The following is a 16,401-nucleotide window of genomic DNA, read 5'->3' as shown; positions in this document are numbered from 1 at the left end:
GGCGGATCGCCCGTGGGCAAGTTCGAATGAAGGTTAGCCTAACCTCACTTGCTGCCCAGAGGGTGGCTCCGGTTACTGGGACGTCTCGGCGACGTGTGCCCGTTTCTGTGAGGAACCTGTGGATCGAAGGTGAGTGGGTGTGGGGGGATGGTCAATGGGGTGCGATCCGGCTGACGTATCGTGAATGTGAAGGCCGGGCTTGAGGGGTGAGGAACGGCCCGCGCGAGCGCGCCCCGTGGCTGAATCAGGTGAGGGGCTCACCCCCCGAGCAACACCCAGGATCACCGAGTCAGTCGGAGACGCCGAGCGCACGACGTGCGGGACTGATGCGCCGACCGTAGATTCGGATCATGGTGGTGCGGTACTGCGTTGCCCCGATCACTGCCTTCGGCCGCAGTGACCTGCGCCGGGCCGGCGGCAAAGGGGCGAACCTGGGTGAGCTGGCGCGCGCGGGGTTCCCCGTGCCGGCCGGGTTCATCGTGACCACTGCCGCGTACGAGCAGGCCCTGCGGCGCAGTGGTGCGGGGCGACAACTGGCCGGGCTGCTCCGCGAGGCCCTGGACGGGGCCTCCGTACGCCGGGCGGTGGAGGCCGCCGGGATACCGGAGGAGGTGGCCGGGGCCGTCCGGCGGGCCTACCGGGCGCTGGGAGCCGGTGCCGTGGCGGTACGGTCCAGCGCCACCGCGGAAGACCTGCCGCAGGCGGCGTTCGCCGGACAGCAGGAGAGCTTCCTCAACGTCGTGGGTGAGGACGCGGTGCTGGACGCGGTATGCCGCTGCTGGGGGTCGCTGTGGACCGAGCGCGCCGTCGCCTACCGGGAACGGCAGGGCGTCGCCCACGAGGAGGTGAGCATCGCGGTCGTGGTGCAGCGCATGGTGGACGCGGAGTACGCAGGCGTGATGTTCACCGCGAACCCGGTGACCGGGGCGCGTGACGAGATCGTGGTCGACGCCGGTGCCGGGCTCGGCGAAGCCGTCGTCGCCGGGCTGACCACCCCCGACCACTTCGTACTGGGCAAGCGGACCCGGCGCCTGAAGCAGGCCCGCACCGGCGGCCGCGAGGTCCTCGTACGCCCCTGCCCCGGCGGCGGCACCGAGCGCGTCCCCCGGCCGGCCGACGCCGGCCACGGCACCCTGACCCGCCGTCGACTGCGCCGCCTGGTGCGGCTGGGCGCGGCGGTCGAACGGCACTTCGGCGCCCCGCAGGACATCGAATGGGCCTGGGCACACGGCAGGGCGTACATCGTTCAGACCCGGCCCGTCACCGCCCTGCCCGCGCCGCCGCTCGGGCGGTACTCGCTGGAGCGCGCCGCCGCCATGTTCGTCCCCGAGTTCTTCCCCGTCCGGCCCTACCCGCTCGACCTGACCACCTGGACCGGCGCACTGTTCGACGTGGGGCGGGAGTTCCTGCGGTCCGCCGGATTCCGGGCCTCGCCGACGTGGTGGACCTTCGAGGAGGTGGACGGGGTCGCCGTCCGGCTCGCCGGGATGCGGCCCCCAGCGCCTACGCCGAGGGCGCTGCTGCTGCCCGCCCTGCTGCTGCGCAACGCGGTGCGGTACGACCCGCGGACCTGGGAGGACGACCCGGATCTGGCCCTGGGCATCGGCCGGGTACGGGCGGTGGAACGGCTCGATGTGGCCGCCCTGGAGTGGGACGAACTGCACACCGCGCTGCGGGAAGCGCAGGCCGTCCTGCCTCCGGTGCTGCGCCTGCGGCTGCGGTACTTCCCGCGAACTGTGGCGGCCATCGGCCATGTGTTCCTGCTGCTGTGCCTGCTCGGCCGCAGGCCGCAGATGTCGGCGTTGTTCTCCTCGGGCGACATCCAGACGGCGCGGGTCAACCGGGCCGTGGCGGCGCTGGCCGACAGGGTCCGCGGCGACCCCAGCCTGCGGGCGGTCTTCGCCGCGTACGAGCCGGACGAGCTGCCGCATGCCCTCGCCTCTCACCCCTTCCAGGACGAACTACGGACATTCCTGGCGCGATACGGGCACCGAGAAACCGTCTCGCCGCTGCTCGTCACCCAGCCCACCTGGAGCGCGGCTCCGGAGGTGGTACTGGGCCTGCTCAAAGGGCTCGCCGCGGCCGAGCCGCCCACAGCCTCCGGCCGTCCGGCGGACGTGGCGGTGCGCGAGGACCTGCTGGCGCACCCCCTGGTACGGGTACCGCCACTGCGGTCCCTGACCGTACGGGCCCTTGACCTGGTGCCGTGGTTCGTCCGGGTGCGCGAAGACACCCGGTACTACATAACCACGGCGCTGCCCGTGACCCGCCGGATCCTGCTGGAGTTCGGGCGCCGACTCACCGACGCGGGAATCCTGGACGCCCCGCAGGACGTGTTCCACCTGAAGCTCGACGAGTTGAAGCTCGACGAGCTGGAGCACGGCAGGCCGTGGCGGCCGGAGCTGCGCGAGACCGTGGAGCGGCGCAAACGCAAACGGGCCGAACTCGCCGACACCCCGCTGCTGGACCCACGGCTGACCGCCGCCGTACGCGAACCGGCTGGGAAAGCCGGGGATGCCGCCGTGCTGCACGGCATCCCCGCCAGCCCGGGCATCGTCGACGGGCGGGCCCGGATCATCCACGACGCACATGAGTTCAGTCGCCTGCGTACCGGCGACGTACTGGTGGCGCCCTACACCCACCCCGCGTGGACCCCGCTGTTCCAGCACGCCGCCGCTGTCGTCGTCGACAGCGGCGGCGCGGCCTCGCACGCGGCGATCGTGGCCCGCGAGTACGGCATCCCGGCGGTCATGGCCACCGGCGAGGGCACCCGCACGCTCACCGACGGTCAGCCAGTCCGCGTCGACGGCACCCGCGGCGTGGTGTTGCGCCGGGACCGGCCGGAAGACGGCAGCGTCGAGGGCCCGCAGACGGCGCCGGGCGCGGGACCCCAGTGATGTGAGCTGATGTGAGCACCCCGCTCACCGCGACCACTGACGCGTCACGAGATCATGTGCCGCATGGTGAACACTTCTCGGCGCGGCCTGCTGGCCGCGTTCGCGGCCTCCGCCGCCTCCGTCCCGCTCAGCACTCTGGCCGCGGCTCCGGCGCGCGCCGCCGACTCGGCCGCGTCCGTGGAGCCGTTCGCGGCTTCGACTCCGACCGGTCTGACCTCGGCCCGCTCCTCCGTGACGCTGCCGCCGCTGGACGCCTCCTACTTCACGCCGGTGACGCTGGGCGCCGCGCTCACCGCGACCGTGCTGCCAGGGACCCCGGCCCGCACCGAGGTCACCTCCGGCGGCAAGCGCGTCGCGCTGCTGACGCACGGCGCGCGGACCGTCGTACTGCAGGGCCCGCAGCGCACGTTCACCGAGAACAAGCGGCTCTTCGTGGACGACTTCCAGCGCACGCTGCCGGACGTGTCGCTACCGGTGGAGAAGCGGAGCTACTGGGGCACCTCACCCGGCGGCGGCAGCTGGTCCACGCTCGGGCCGGTCGACACCGACTACTCGGTGGTGCCGGGCACCGGCCTCATCGCCCTGACCACCGACTACGCCAGCCGCCACGCCAGCCTGCGCGACGGCGAGATCACCGACGTGGACGTGCGCTCCGTGGCCCGGTTCGACAAGGTGCCCACCGGCCAGGCGTGTTCGTACGCGCTGTCCTTCGGCTACCAGAACACCCACAACAACTACCGGGCCCGGCTGTCCTTCGTCACCTCGGGCGCGGTCCAACTGCGCGTCGAGAAAGAGGTCGACGACGCGGTCACCCAGCTGGTCCCGTCCCAGACCCTCGCCACGGACGTGCCCGCGGGCACCGACTGGACGATCCGGGTACGCCGCGAGGGCTCCCGTATCCGGGCCAAGGCATGGCGTTCGGCGTCGCCGGAGCCGTCCGCGTGGGCTGTCGACGTCGACGACTCCACGTTCCTCAAAGGCCGGGTCGGCCTACGAGCGTTGGCCAACAACGGTTGCACCAACCTCCCGGTCACGCTCGCCGTCAGCCGCTTCCAGGTGGACGCCGCCAACTGGGACACCCCGCCGAGCGTCACCCACACCGACTGGGTCCGCGTCCTGCCCGAGCCCTTCGACGGCACGTGGACGGATGACGTGGAGCGCACCATACGCGGCTGGGCCGGTTCCCCTGCCCCGGATGTGCTCGCGTACGCCGCGATGTTCCTCGGCGGGGCACCGGCGGTGACGGCCGGGGCGGGGCCGGGCCAGGGCAAGCAGGTGCTGGGCGAGTCCGGGTACGGCTACCTTGACCCCCAGGGCTACCGCTACGAAGGCGCCGACTTCCACGAGTACATGAACACCGGCTGGACCTTCGACGACGGCGGCTACACCGGCCCGTCGAGCAAACAGGTGGGCAACCTCGACTGCTCGGGGTACACGCGCATGGTGTACGGCTACCACATGGGCGTCCCCATGGCCGCGGGCCAGGACACCACCGGGCTCCGCATCCCCCGAAGATCCCGGGACATGGCCGACCACACCCCCGGCGTACGCATCGCCCGCACCGACGGCACCAACCCGCCCGCCGCGCCCCTGCTCCAGCCCGGCGACCTGGTCCTCTTCAACGCCGACTCCGGCGACGACAACCCGACGCCCACCGCCGACCACGTCGGCATCTACCTGGGCCCGGACGCATCCGGCAAGCGCCGCTTCCTCTCCAGCCGCAAGACCGTCAACGGGCCGACCATGTCGGACCTCGGGGGCAACTCGCTGCTGGACGGGACGGGGACGTACGCGAGGACGTTGCATACGGTGCATCGCGTCTGAGGTTGCGCGATGTGGGGGGCCGGTCCGCCTGGTCCAGTTGCCGGGGGAGTGGGGGCGGGCGCCGATACGGATCGAGGCCGGACCGGAACCCGCTGACCTGCCCGCCAGCAGGTCAGCGGGCCGATGCGTTACGCCTCCCCGAACAGTTCCTCGGTGTTCGCGGCGGTGAGGGCCCGGTCGAACCAGGTGTTGAGGATGTCCAGGTCGGTGCAGTCGGCGATGCGCTCGCGGGCGGCTTCGGGGACCTCGATGCTGCGGAGGTCGAGGATGCGGAGGATGTCCTTGGCGCGGCCCTTGGCCTCTCCCTCCGCGATGCTCTTGGTGCGGGTCTCCTCGATGAGGGTGCCGCTGCCGGGGAAGCGGCTGGCGCGTGTGGTGCTCATCAGGTGCCTCCGGAGTGCACGGGTCCGGGCGTCGCCCAGGCCGATCTCGGTGCATTCCGCCCAGTCCTCCGCGGTCTCGCCGCCGGTTTTGACCAGCGCCGTCGCCAGTGCGTCCAGTATCGCAGGGAGGGCCGGGTCCTTGGTGTGGGCGAGGGCGGAGAAGACAGCGAGGGGGAGGTCCTGGGCCGCCTCGTCCGGGTCGGTGATCGCGGGGAGGTTGCCGGGGCCCAGGACCAGCGGGAAGACCGCCATGCTGGTGTGGAAGGGCAGGCCGATGCGGATCGGCTCGGCGGCCCAGGAGGCGGTGGCCTTGTCCTGGCATACGACGACGAGGAGCGGGGGCAGCTGGTACTTGGCGTACAGGTGTGCCAGATATACGTCCAGCTGTTGAGCTTGTCCGTGTCTCGTCTGCCCTGGGCCTCCACGGCCAGCAGGCAACTGCCGCTGTCTGCCGTGTCGATCCGCAACAGGGTGTCCACGCGGCGCTCCAACGGCTTGATCTCGGTGAGATCGGTGTCCAGAGGCTGGATCGTGGTGGGTTCGGGGAATGCGATGCCGGCCCTGGGCAGGGCCCGGGCGAAGAGTCCCGGATCCTCCCTAAAGATCTGATGCATCGCCTCATGCGCTGAGCTGACCATGTGACGGAACGTAGCGGCTCACGTTCGCTCCGGTGGTCGATGGCGTGCGTTCAGTCGTTCGGGTGACTTTGCCGTCGGCCTATGCCGGTGCGCACGGTGGATATCAGGGCCGTGAGCTGGGTGTGCCGGTGGTGAGGACGGTTTCCGGGGCGTCGCTTTCTCGGAGGAGGATCGTTCCGGTGGGGGTGGTGGTGAGGTAGACGCAGGCGGAGGCCTCCTGATTGTACGTGGACTTCTGCCAGTGAAGTTCGGGCATGGAGGGCATGTTCGATCGCTTCGCTTCGCATGTCGAGGAGCTGCGGGGCCGGGCACTCCGGTCTGGGAAGGGGAAGGCGATGGATAGGCGCGATTACGAGGACGACCCGAACGCCCCCGCCGCGAACAGCCTGGTTCCGGCCACTTCCGCTGTGGTCGTCGACGGCGCGAGGGCAACATGCCCGCCGCCCGGTAGCCGGCTGAGCCGACAACACGGCACATCCCTGCTGACCTGCACCGACGGGGATTTTCTAGAGCGTGCTTTCGCAAATAGCTTGCGAACTCGTCACCAACGCCTACCGCCGCTCCATCGGTCCCGCCGACCTCCGCCTTCGCGGTCTTGGTGGCGGTCGGCTACGGGTGAGCGTCTGGAATGCCAACTCGTACATCCCGCCGCCGTTCGACAAGCGCCCAGGGCCTCTCTGCCCCGTGCCGGTCGAGGCGGACGGTGGGCGTGGGCTGTTCCTCGTATGCCATTACACGGGCATGTGGGGTGGCCATCCGCTCGGAGACGATCTCATCCGTGATCCGCCGAAGAGCGTAATGCTCGGTGACATGGGTGAAGTTCGCGCCCCGCGCATCGGCCCGGTCAGCCCGTCAGCCCCAACTCCCGTGCGATCAGCATCCGCTGCACCTCGCTCGTGCCCTCCCCGATCTCCAGGATCTTGGAGTCGCGCCACATGCGGGCGACGGGGTACTCGTTCATGAAGCCGTAGCCGCCGTGGATCTGGGTGGCGTCGCGGGCGTTGTCGACGGCGATGGTGGAGGAGTAGAGCTTGGCCAGGGCTGCCTCTTTCTTGAAGGGGTCGCCGGTTACGAGGCGGGAGGCTGCGTCGCGCCAGGCGAGGCGGGCGGTGTGGGCCTTCATCTCCATGTCGGCGATCTTGAACTGGATGGCCTGGTTGGCGCCGATGGGGCGGCCGAAGGCGTGCCGTTCGCGTGCGTACTTCACCGACTCGTCCACGCAGCCCTGGGCCAGGCCTGTGGCGAGGGCCGAGATCGCGATGCGGCCCTCGTCGAGGATGCGCAGGAATTGCGCGTAGCCTCGGCCCTCCTCGCCCAGGAGGTTAGCGGCTGGGACCCGTACGTCGGAGAAGGAGAGTTCGCGGGTGTCGGAGGCGTTCCAGCCGACCTTTGAGTACGGGGCCGCGACCGTGAAGCCCGGGGTGCCGGACGGGACGATGATCGCGGAGATCAGGGGTTTGCCGTCCGGCGTGCGGCCCGTCACCGCCGTTACCGTCACCAGGCCCGTGATGTCCGTGCCCGAGTTGGTGATGAAGCACTTGGTGCCGTTGATCACCCACTCGTTGGTCGACGCGTCCAGGCGGGCCGTCGTGCGTGTGGCGCCCGCGTCCGAGCCGCCGTCGGGTTCCGTCAGGCCGAAGGCGCCCAGGATCTCGCCGGAGCAGAGGCGGGGGAGCCACTGCTGCTTCTGGGCCTGAGTGCCGAAGAGGTGGATCGGCATCGCGCCGAGGGACACGCCTGCTTCCAGAGTGATCGCCACCGACGAGTCCACCCGGGCCAGTTCCTCCAACGCCAGGCCCAGGGCCAAGTAGTCGCCGCCCATGCCGCCGTACTCCTCCGGGAACGGCAGGCCGAACAGGCCCATGCGGGCCATCTCGTGGACGATCTCGTACGGGAATTCGTGGCGCTCGTAGAAGTCGCCGATCTTGGGGGCGACCACGTCGTGGGCGAATTCCTCCACCGTGCGGCGGAGTTCTTCCAGTTCGGGGGAGAGCTTGTGGTCCATGGGGGGTCACTCCTTGTGGGAGAGGGCTCGGACGGTGCGGGACGGGCTGGGTCGGCCCAGTCGGTCGGCCATCCACACGCTGGTGGCGGTGAGACGGTCGAGATCGACGCCGGTGTCGATGCCGAGGCCGCGCAGCATCCACACGAGGTCTTCGGTGGCGAGGTTGCCGGTGGCGCTTTTCGCGTACGGGCAGCCGCCCAGGCCACCCGCCGAGGCGTCGACCGTCGTGACTCCGTGCACCAGCGCCGCGTACGTGTTCGCGAGCGCCTGGCCGTACGTGTCGTGGAAGTGCACGCCCAGCTTGTCGGTGGGCACCCCCTGTTCGTTCAGGGCCGTCAGGAGCGCCGCCACATGGCCCGGCGTCGCCACTCCGATCGTGTCGCCGAGGCTCAACTCGTCGCAGCCCATGGAGAGCAGCGCCTCGCAGACCCCGGTGACCTGGGGGACCGGGACCTCGCCCTCCCACGGGTCGCCGAAGCACATGGAGAGGTAGCCGCGGACGTGGAGGTCCTCGGACTTCGCCCGGGTGACGACCGGGGCGAACATCGACAGCGCCTCGTCGACCGTCCGGTTGAGGTTGGCCTTCGCGAAGGACTCCGTCGCGCTGGCGAAGACGGCCACCCGGCGGGCGCCCAGGGCGAGGGCGCGGTCGAGGCCCCGGTCGTTCGGGACGAGGACCGGGAGGGAGGCGGAAAGGTCGCTCACGAGCGGGAACAGGGTCTCCGCGTCCGCAAGTTGGGGCACCCACTTGGGGTGTACGAAGCTGGTGGCCTCGATCGTCGTCAGGCCCGCGTCGGCGAGGCGGTGGATGAACTCGGCCTTGACTGCTGTCGGTACGGTCGTCTTTTCGTTCTGGAGGCCGTCCCGGGGGCCCACCTCGTGGATGCGTACCCGCGTGGGCAGGCCCTGGGCCGGTACGGTCATGGGGAGTCCCTGTGTTCCCTGCACGGTCATTCCGCCACCTCCTCGTGCGGGTCCACGACCGCCAGCACCTGGTCCATGGCGACCGTCGTGCCCGGTGTGACGTCCAGCTCGGTGACCGTTCCGGCGTGCGGCGCGGAGATGACGTGCTCCATCTTCATCGCCTCGACGACCAGCAGGCTCTGCCCGGCGGCCACTTCGTCGCCCACGGCCACCTTCACCACGGTCACCGTGCCGGGCATCGGGGCGGTGAGGGAGTCGGCCCCGCTCGCTCCGGCGCCCGTCAGTGCGGCCGCCACCGGGTCGTGGTCGCGTACGTGCCAGGCGTCGCCGTCGCGGCCCAGCCACGCCCCGGCCCTGTGGAAGGTGTGGCGGACGCCGTCGAGGGTGACGGACACGGAAGCCGAGTCGACTGCGTGCGTGCCTTGTACGCGATGAGCCACGGGTTCGAGTCCCGGCACTCTCAAGTCGAAGGACAGCGGGGTCGGTTCACCGCCCAGCCGCCAGCCGCTCGGCACCGAGAACGGGTCCGTCCAGCCCGCACCGCTCGGCTCCAGCTCGGACAGCCGTACGGCCGCCGCCGCCTCGTACACCTCCACGGGCACCTCGGACGCGACCAGCCCCTCCGCCTCCCGCTCCACGAGCCCGGTGTCCAACTCTCCCGCCACCACCGCCGGATGGGCCAGCAGCCGCCGCAGGAACCCCGCGTTCGTCTGTACGCCGAGGGTGACCGTCTCCGCCAGGGCCGCCCGGAGTCTGCGCAGCGCGGTCGGGCGGTCCGGGCCGTACGCGATGACCTTGGACAGCATCGGGTCGTACAGGCTGCCGACCTCGGTGCCTTCGCTGAGCCCGGAGTCGGTGCGGATTCCGTCGCCGGAGGGTTCCCGCAGGCTGAGCACCGTGCCGCCCGACGGCAGGAACCCACGCGCGGGGTCTTCCGCGCAGATGCGGGCCTCGATCGCGTGTCCGGTGAGCCGGATGTCCTGCTGCCCGAAGGTGAGCCGCTCGCCCGCCGCCACCCTCAGCTGCCACTCCACCAGGTCCAGGCCCCCCGCGGCGCCAGCCGCACCAATGGACACAGCCAGCTCGGTCACCGGGTGCTCGACCTGGAGGCGGGTGTTCATCTCCATGAAGTAGTAGGACGCCGGGTCGCTGCCCTGCACGATGAACTCCACCGTGCCGGCGCCCCGGTAACCGCAGGAGCGGGCCGCCCGGACCGCTGCTTCGCCCATCGCGGCACGGGTCCCGGCATCCAGGAGCACGCTCGGCGCCTCCTCGATGATCTTCTGGTGGCGGCGCTGGAGGGAGCACTCGCGCTCGCCCAGATGCAGAACGTTCCCGTGGCCGTCCGCCAGGACCTGGATCTCGATGTGCCGGGGGCGGTCGATCCACCGTTCGACGAGGAGGGTGTCGTCGCCGAAGGAGGCGAGGGCCTCGCGGCGCGCGGCGGCGATCTCGTCCGTCAGCGCGGCGGCGTCCCGGACCAGCCGCATGCCCTTGCCGCCCCCGCCGGCGGACGGCTTCAGCAGCACGGGCACGCCGATCTCCCGCGATGCGGAAGCCAGTTCGGCGTCCGTCAGCCCGCTGCCGCTCGATCCCGGCACCACCGGCACCCCGGCCGCCCGTACCGTCTCCTTGGCGCGGATCTTGTCGCCCATGAGGGTGATCGCGTCCGCGGGCGGGCCGATGAAGACCAGCCCCGCGTTCGCGCACGCGCGCGCGAACGACGCGTTCTCCGCCAGGAAGCCATACCCGGGGTGCACCGCCTGTGCGCCCGTCCAGGCCGCCGCCTCCAGCAGCCGCTCGGCCGACAGATAGCTCTCCGCCGCCGGCGCCGGGCCGATCCGTACCGCCGTGTCGGCCTCCCGGACGTGCCGTGCGTCGGTGTCCGCGTCGGAGAAGACCGCCACCGAACGCACGCCGAGCGACCGCAGTGTACGGATGACGCGTACGGCGATCTCACCCCGGTTGGCCACGAGCACGGTGTCGAACATCGTCATCGTCAAGGTCCCCCTCACATCCGGAAGACGCCGAACTGGGGGTCACCCAGGGGCGCGTTGGCGCAGGCCGTCAGTGCCAGGCCCAGTACCTGCCGGGTCTCCAGCGGGTCGATCACGCCGTCGTCCCAGAGGCGGGCCGTCGCGTAATAGGCGTTCCCCTGGTGCTCGTACTGTGCACGGATCGGGGCCTTGAAGGCTTCCTCGTCCTCGGCCGGCCAGTCGTCCCCGCGGGCCTCCAACTGGTCCCGCTTGACGGTCGCGAGGACGGACGCGGCCTGTTCGCCGCCCATGACGGAGATCTTGGCGCCGGGCCACATCCACAGGAAGCGGGGGGAGTACGCCCGGCCGCACATCGAGTAGTTGCCCGCGCCGTACGAGCCGCCGATCACGACCGTCAGCTTGGGGACGCGCGTGCACGCCACCGCCGTCACCATCTTGGCGCCGTGCTTGGCGATGCCGCCCGCCTCATAGTCGCGGCCGACCATGAAACCCGAGATGTTCTGCAGGAAGAGGAGCGGGATGCTCCTCTGATCGCACAGCTCGATGAAGTGGGCGCCCTTCTGGGCCGACTCGGAGAAGAGGATGCCGTTGTTGGCGACGATGCCGACCGGGTGGCCGTGGACGCGGGCGAAGCCGGTGACGAGGGTCTGCCCGAACTCGGCCTTGAACTCCGAGAAGCGGGAGCCGTCCGTGATGCGGGCGATGACCTCGCGTACGTCGTAGGGGGTGCGGGAGTCGACCGGCACGGCGCCGTAGAGCCCGTACGGGTCCACCTTCGGCTCGGCGGTCGGCTCCACGGACCAGGGCAGCGGCCCGCGCGCGGGGAGCGTGGCGACGATGTTCCGCACGATGCGGAGCGCATGGGCGTCGTCCTCCGCGAGGTGGTCCGTGACGCCCGACACGCGCGCGTGGACCTCGCCGCCGCCCAGCTCCTCGGCGGTGACGACCTCCCCGGTGGCCGCCTTCACCAGGGGCGGGCCGCCCAGGAAGATCGTGCCCTGGTTGCGCACGATCACGGCCTCGTCGCTCATGGCGGGGACGTACGCGCCTCCGGCGGTGCAGGAGCCGAGGACGGCCGCGATCTGCGGAATGCCGGCGCCGGACATACGGGCCTGGTTGTAGAAGATCCGGCCGAAGTGCTCGCGATCGGGGAAGACCTCGTCCTGCATGGGGAGGAAGGCGCCTCCGGAGTCCACCAGGTACACACAGGGGAGGCGGTTTTCGAGGGCCACCTCCTGGGCGCGCAGGTGTTTCTTCACCGTCATCGGGTAGTACGTGCCGCCCTTGACCGTGGCGTCGTTGGCGACGATCACACACTCACGGCCGCTGACCCGTCCGATCCCGGCGATGACCCCGGCCGCCGGGGCCTGGCCGTCGTACATCCCGTCGGCCGCGAGCGGGGCCAGCTCCAGGAAAGGGGAGCCGGGGTCGAGGAGGGTGTCCACGCGGTCGCGCGGGAGCAGTTTGCCGCGTGCGGTGTGGCGGGCGCGCGCCTTCTCGCCGCCGCCGAGCCGGGCGGCGGCCAGCTTGGCGCGCAGCTCCTCGCCCAGCGCGCGGTGCGCCGCCTCGTTGGCCCGCCAGGCCTCCGACGCGGGGTCCGCCGCGGTCGTCAGCTCCGGTGCCTCTTGCATCCTGCGGTCCCCTCAGCCAGTGGGTCACCAGTCGATGAAGTCCATGAACCGTGTTAATGAGCGTTAACGCGTTTCCTCCAGGTTAACGACCGCTAACCTCTCTGTCTAGAATTGCTTCCATGGCCACCAGAACCGACGCCCCCACCCGTCGTGAGCAGATCCTCAAGGAAGCCGCCCGGCTCTTCGCCGAGCGCGGCTTCCATGGCGTCGGGGTCGACGAGATAGGCGCCGCGGTCGGCATCAGCGGGCCCGGCCTCTACCGGCACTTCGCGGGGAAGGACGCGATGCTCGCCGAGTTGCTGGTCGGGATCAGTGGGCAGTTGCTCACCGGGGGGAAGCGGCGGGTGGCGGAGGCCGCCGGGAACCCGGAGGTGGTCCTCGACTCGCTCATCGAGGGGCACATCGACTTCGCGCTCGACGACCGTCCCCTCATCACCCTGCACGACCGTGAGCTCGATCGCCTCCGGGACAGCGACCGCAAGCTCGTACGGCAACTCCAGCGGCAGTACGTCGAGCTGTGGGTGGGGGTGGTGCGGGAGGTGTACCCGGGCCTGACCGAGCCCACGGCCCGCTCGGCGGTGCACTCGGTCTTCGGCCTGTTGAACTCGACCCCCCATCTGGGACGGCCCGGGTCACTGCCGGGGCGGGGGGCTACGGCGGCGTTGCTGCATCGGATGGCTCGGGGGGCGTTCGGAGCGGTTGCGGCAGTTGGCGCGGATGGGGCGACTGGGGCGGAGTGAGAAGCCCCTGTCACCCACGGGGCACTGCGCCCTGGTCGCTACTCCCCGGTGCCCGGTGGCCGCCGCGGAACCCGGACCACGCCCTCCTGGATCACCGAGATCGCCAGGCGGCCGTCCTGGGTGTGGATGCGGGCCTGGCCGAGGCCGCGGCCGCCGTACGCCGACGGGGACTCCTGGTCGTACAGGAGCCACTCGTCGGCGCGGAACGGGCGGTGGAACCACATCGCGTGGTCCAGCGAGGCCCCGACGACGTCGCCGACGGCCCAGCCGCCACGGCCGTGCGCGAGCAGGACCGAGTCGAGGAGGGTCATGTCGGAGACGTACGTGGCGAGGACGACATGCAGCAGGGGGTCGTCCGCCAGCTTGCCGTTGGTGCGGAACCACACCTGGGAGTGCGGCTCGCGCGGGGCGCCGTAGCGTCCGTACGGCGGCTCCTCGACGTAGCGCAGGTCGATCGCCTCGCGCGCCTGAAGGAACCTCTCGATGACCTCGGGGGCCATGTGGTCGTACCCGCGCAGCCGTTCGGCGGAGGTGGGCAGGGTGGCGGGGTCGGGCGCGGGCGGCATCGGGGCCTGGTGGTCGAGGCCGTCCTCGTGGGTCTGGAAGGACGCGGACAGGCCGAAGATCGGCTTGCCGTGCTGGACGCCGACCACGCGGCGGGTCGTGAAGGAGCGGCCGTCGCGGATGCGGTCGACGTCGTAGACGATGGGCGCGCCCGGGTCGCCGGTACGCAGGAAGTACGCGTGGAGGGAGTGGGCGAGGCGGTCCTCGGGGACCGTCCGCCCGGCGGCGACGAGCGCCTGGGCCGCGACCTGCCCGCCGAACACGCGCGGGATGACGGCGGAACGGGACTGGCCGCGGAAGATGTTCTCCTCGATCTGCTCCAGGTCGAGCAGATCGAGGAGATCCTGGAGTGCCTGACTCATGGGGTCAGTGGTGTCGGCGTGTCGAGCAGTGCTGCCGCGGGCCTTACAGGCCCATGTCCTTCGCGATGATCGACTTCATGATCTCGCTGGTGCCGCCGTAGATGCGGTTGACGCGGTTGTCGGCGTACAGGCGGGCGATCGGGTACTCGTTCATGAAGCCGTAGCCGCCGTGCAACTGAAGGCAGCGGTCGATGACGCGGTGCGCGACCTCGGTGCAGAACAGCTTGGCGCTCGCGGCCTCGGCCGGGGTCAGCTCGCCCGCGTCGAGGGCCTCCAGGGCGCGGTCGGCGACCGCCTCGGCCGCGTCCACCTCGGCCTGGCAGGCGGCCAGCTCGAACTTGGTGTTCTGGAAGTGGGCGACCGGCTTGCCGAAGACGGTGCGCTCCCGCACGTACTCCTTGGCGAACCGGACGGCCGCCTTGGCCTGCGCGTACGCGCCGAAGGCGATGCCCCAGCGCTCGGAGGCCAGGTTGTGGCCGAGGTAGGAGAAGCCCTTGTTCTCCTCGCCGAGGAGGTCCTCGACGGGCACCTTGACGTCGACGAAGGCGAGCTCGGCGGTGTCGGAGGTCTTCAGCCCGAGCTTGTCGAGCTTGCGGCCGATCGAGTAGCCCTCGGACTTGGTGTCCACCGCGAAGAGGGAGATGCCGTGGCGGCGGTCCTCGGCCGTCGGGGCGGCGGTGCGGGCGCAGACGATCACGCGGTCGGCGTGCACGCCACCGGTGATGAAGGTCTTGGCGCCGTTGAGGACGTAGTGCGTGCCGTCCTCGCTCAGCTTGGCGGTGGTCTTCATGCCCGCGAGGTCGGAGCCGGTGCCCGGCTCGGTCATCGCGAGGGCCCACATCTCCTCGCCGGAGATGAACTTCGGCAGGTACCGCTTCTTCTGCTCGTCGGTGGCGAGCATCTTGATGTACGGCAGGCCGAGCAGGACGTGCACGCCGGAGCCGCCGAACTGGACGCCGGCGCGGGCCGTCTCCTCGTACATCACGGCCTCGAACTTGTACGAGTCGATGCCGGCGCCGCCGTGCTCCTCGTCCACGCGGATGCCGAAGACGCCGAGTTCGGCGAGCTTGTAGTAGAAGTCGCGCGGTGCCTCGCCCGCGGCGTACCACTCGTCGTAGACCGGGACGACCTCGGCCTCGATGAAGGCCCGGAGGGTCTCCCGGAACGCCTCGTGATCCTCGTTGAACACCGTACGGCGCACTGCCGGCCCCTCTCTGCGCCTAAACCGGCGCCGCTCTCGCGGATGTGGTTGCTCGCCGTCGGGGTTCCTCAATCGATGGTTGCGGTCCGTTGGCTAAGCGCTTGCTCACCCACCGTACCGGCCAGTACAGACGGCCGTCCAGACCAGCCCCCACGTAACGCTCGTCACGCTCCCCGCGTCGGTGGCCGGGTTTCGGCGGCGGGTTACGCGAGCCCCGCCTGCGTCAGCAGATACGCCGTCATCGGGTCGTAGTGGCGCGGGCTGACCACGTGGTCGTCGAGGGGGACCGCGACCTGGAGCGTGCCCTCCGCCTCGGCGAGGAAGAGGGCCGGGTCGTTGCAGTCGGCGTAGCCGACGGAGTCGACGCCGTGCTGTCCGGCGTAGCCCGCCCAGCCGTGGTCGGCGACGACGAGGTCGGGCAGCGGGCGGCCCTCGCGCTCCAGCGCGGTGAGGATGGCCTTCATCGGCTCGCCGGAGTGCGTGTGCCACAGGGTCGCGCCGTGTTCGAGGACCGCGACGTCCGCGAACTGCATGACGTACCCCTCGTCCGTCTGCAGCCCCTCCGGAATGACGACGATCTCGCACCCGGCGGCCCGCAGCGCCGCGGCCGTCGCCCGGTGCACGTCCAGCAGCCCGCCCGGGTGGCCGGTGGCGAACAGGACCCGCTGCCGGTCCTCGGCCGCCTTGCGCAGCCGCCCCGCCAGTCGCTCCAGGGCGTCGAGGGTCAGCTCGGGGTCGATGGTGTCCTGTCCGTACCGGTACTCGGGGTCGTCGCTGACGCCGACGCGCTCCGCCATCACCGCGAGCACGTCCTGCTCGTCGGTCCAGCGGTCGCCGAGCTCCAGGCCGAGCCAGAAGTTGCGGACGCCGTTCGCCAGTTGGCGGTAGTGGGAGAGGTTGTTCTCGCGAGGGGTGGCGACATCGCCCGCGATACGGGTTCTCACGAGGTGGTCGACGAGCTCGGCGCGGCTGGGTGTCCCGGGTATCGGCATGGTGTCCATTGTGGAGCAGCCGCCTGTGGGAGTCCGCGCTGTTCCGGACGCTGGGACACGCGTCACTCACAGGTGTTCGAGCGCGAACCGGAGCTCCAGTCGGCATGGTGTGCGTTTCGCCCATCCCGTACGGCTCGAATAGAAGAAACGTACATTTCGCTGTCGCTTTACGGCCGCCTAGTGTCAGTTCAGAACGGTAGCCGTGGGTACGGATGTCGCGAAGCGTAGGAAAGAAGGCATTTC

12 protein-coding genes are annotated in these 16,401 nt (G+C 70.7%); 3 read left to right on the top strand and 9 right to left on the bottom strand.

What is annotated here, in order from left to right:
- The first annotated feature begins 350 nt into the window (after positions 1–350).
- A complete protein-coding gene (locus ACWD3C_RS21155; protein ID WP_451146033.1) occupies positions 351–2,897 on the top strand; it encodes a PEP/pyruvate-binding domain-containing protein in 2,547 nt (848 codons plus the stop codon).
- A 63-nt stretch (positions 2,898–2,960) separates the two neighbouring features.
- Positions 2,961–4,721, top strand: coding sequence for an NlpC/P60 family protein (locus ACWD3C_RS21150; RefSeq protein WP_451146031.1), 1,761 nt, complete (start codon positions 2,961–2,963; stop codon positions 4,719–4,721).
- Positions 4,722–4,849: 128 nt separating this feature from the next.
- Here the strand turns inward: ACWD3C_RS21150 and ACWD3C_RS21145 are convergent, their stop codons facing one another.
- The 6 genes from ACWD3C_RS21145 to ACWD3C_RS21120 form a co-directional block, all read right to left on the bottom strand.
- Positions 4,850–5,542 carry a hypothetical protein gene (locus tag ACWD3C_RS21145; protein ID WP_451146029.1) on the bottom strand — a complete coding sequence of 231 codons (693 nt, stop codon included), beginning with the start codon at positions 5,540–5,542 and terminating at the stop codon, positions 4,850–4,852.
- Positions 5,543–5,845: 303 nt separating this feature from the next.
- Positions 5,846–5,998, bottom strand: a complete 153-nt coding sequence (locus tag ACWD3C_RS21140) for a DUF397 domain-containing protein (protein ID WP_451146027.1) — start codon at positions 5,996–5,998, stop codon at positions 5,846–5,848.
- A gap of 588 nt (positions 5,999–6,586) precedes the next feature.
- A complete protein-coding gene (locus tag ACWD3C_RS21135) occupies positions 6,587–7,747 on the bottom strand; it encodes an acyl-CoA dehydrogenase family protein (RefSeq protein ID WP_451146025.1) in 1,161 nt (386 codons plus the stop codon).
- 6 nt (positions 7,748–7,753) lie between these two features.
- A complete protein-coding gene (locus ACWD3C_RS21130) occupies positions 7,754–8,701 on the bottom strand; it encodes a hydroxymethylglutaryl-CoA lyase (protein ID WP_451146024.1) in 948 nt (315 codons plus the stop codon).
- Positions 8,698–10,662: an acetyl/propionyl/methylcrotonyl-CoA carboxylase subunit alpha gene (locus ACWD3C_RS21125; protein WP_451146087.1), complete on the bottom strand. Its 1,965-nt coding sequence runs from the start codon at positions 10,660–10,662 to the stop codon at positions 8,698–8,700. Before ACWD3C_RS21125 ends, ACWD3C_RS21130 begins: the two co-directional genes overlap by 4 nt.
- 20 nt (positions 10,663–10,682) lie before the next feature.
- Positions 10,683–12,299: a carboxyl transferase domain-containing protein gene (locus tag ACWD3C_RS21120; RefSeq protein ID WP_451146022.1), complete on the bottom strand. Its 1,617-nt coding sequence runs from the start codon at positions 12,297–12,299 to the stop codon at positions 10,683–10,685.
- A 119-nt stretch (positions 12,300–12,418) separates the two neighbouring features.
- Between ACWD3C_RS21120 and ACWD3C_RS21115 the strand changes: the two genes are divergently transcribed.
- The gene (locus tag ACWD3C_RS21115; RefSeq protein ID WP_451146020.1) at positions 12,419–13,039 is read left to right on the top strand and encodes an SACE_7040 family transcriptional regulator; all 621 of its coding nucleotides are present in this window, start codon (positions 12,419–12,421) and stop codon (positions 13,037–13,039) included.
- A gap of 38 nt (positions 13,040–13,077) precedes the next feature.
- Here ACWD3C_RS21115 and ACWD3C_RS21110 read toward each other — a convergent pair whose 3' ends face one another.
- From ACWD3C_RS21110 to ACWD3C_RS21100, 3 genes are all read right to left on the bottom strand, one after another.
- Entirely contained in the window at positions 13,078–13,965 is an 888-nt protein-coding gene (locus ACWD3C_RS21110; RefSeq protein WP_451146018.1) for an acyl-CoA thioesterase, read from the bottom strand.
- 43 nt (positions 13,966–14,008) lie between these two features.
- Complete coding sequence (locus ACWD3C_RS21105) at positions 14,009–15,166, bottom strand: acyl-CoA dehydrogenase family protein (protein WP_451146016.1); 1,158 nt, start codon at positions 15,164–15,166, stop codon at positions 14,009–14,011.
- A gap of 203 nt (positions 15,167–15,369) precedes the next feature.
- A complete protein-coding gene (locus ACWD3C_RS21100) occupies positions 15,370–16,158 on the bottom strand; it encodes a phosphatase (protein ID WP_451146014.1) in 789 nt (262 codons plus the stop codon).
- Between the last annotated feature and the right edge of the window lie 243 nt (positions 16,159–16,401).

Source organism: Streptomyces sp. NPDC002845 (assembly GCF_053591955.1).
Note: the sequence above shows the minus strand (reverse complement) of the source record. Positions and strands in the feature narration are given on the sequence as shown.

Bases quoted from the DNA above. Each gene is read 5' to 3' on its own strand.
- ACWD3C_RS21135 (WP_451146025.1), bottom strand. From the start codon at position 7,747: ATGGACCACAAGCTCTCCCCCGAACTGGAAGAACTCCGCCGCACGGTG.
- ACWD3C_RS21150 (WP_451146031.1), top strand. From the start codon at position 2,961: ATGGTGAACACTTCTCGGCGCGGCCTGCTGGCCGCGTTCGCGGCCTCC.
- ACWD3C_RS21100 (WP_451146014.1), bottom strand. From the start codon at position 16,158: ATGCCGATACCCGGGACACCCAGCCGCGCCGAGCTCGTCGACCACCTC.
- ACWD3C_RS21140 (WP_451146027.1), bottom strand. From the start codon at position 5,998: ATGCCCGAACTTCACTGGCAGAAGTCCACGTACAATCAGGAGGCCTCC.
- ACWD3C_RS21120 (WP_451146022.1), bottom strand. From the start codon at position 12,299: ATGCAAGAGGCACCGGAGCTGACGACCGCGGCGGACCCCGCGTCGGAG.
- ACWD3C_RS21110 (WP_451146018.1), bottom strand. From the start codon at position 13,965: ATGAGTCAGGCACTCCAGGATCTCCTCGATCTGCTCGACCTGGAGCAG.
- ACWD3C_RS21130 (WP_451146024.1), bottom strand. From the start codon at position 8,701: ATGACCGTGCAGGGAACACAGGGACTCCCCATGACCGTACCGGCCCAG.
- ACWD3C_RS21125 (WP_451146087.1), bottom strand. From the start codon at position 10,662: ATGTTCGACACCGTGCTCGTGGCCAACCGGGGTGAGATCGCCGTACGC.
- ACWD3C_RS21155 (WP_451146033.1), top strand. From the start codon at position 351: ATGGTGGTGCGGTACTGCGTTGCCCCGATCACTGCCTTCGGCCGCAGT.
- ACWD3C_RS21115 (WP_451146020.1), top strand. From the start codon at position 12,419: ATGGCCACCAGAACCGACGCCCCCACCCGTCGTGAGCAGATCCTCAAG.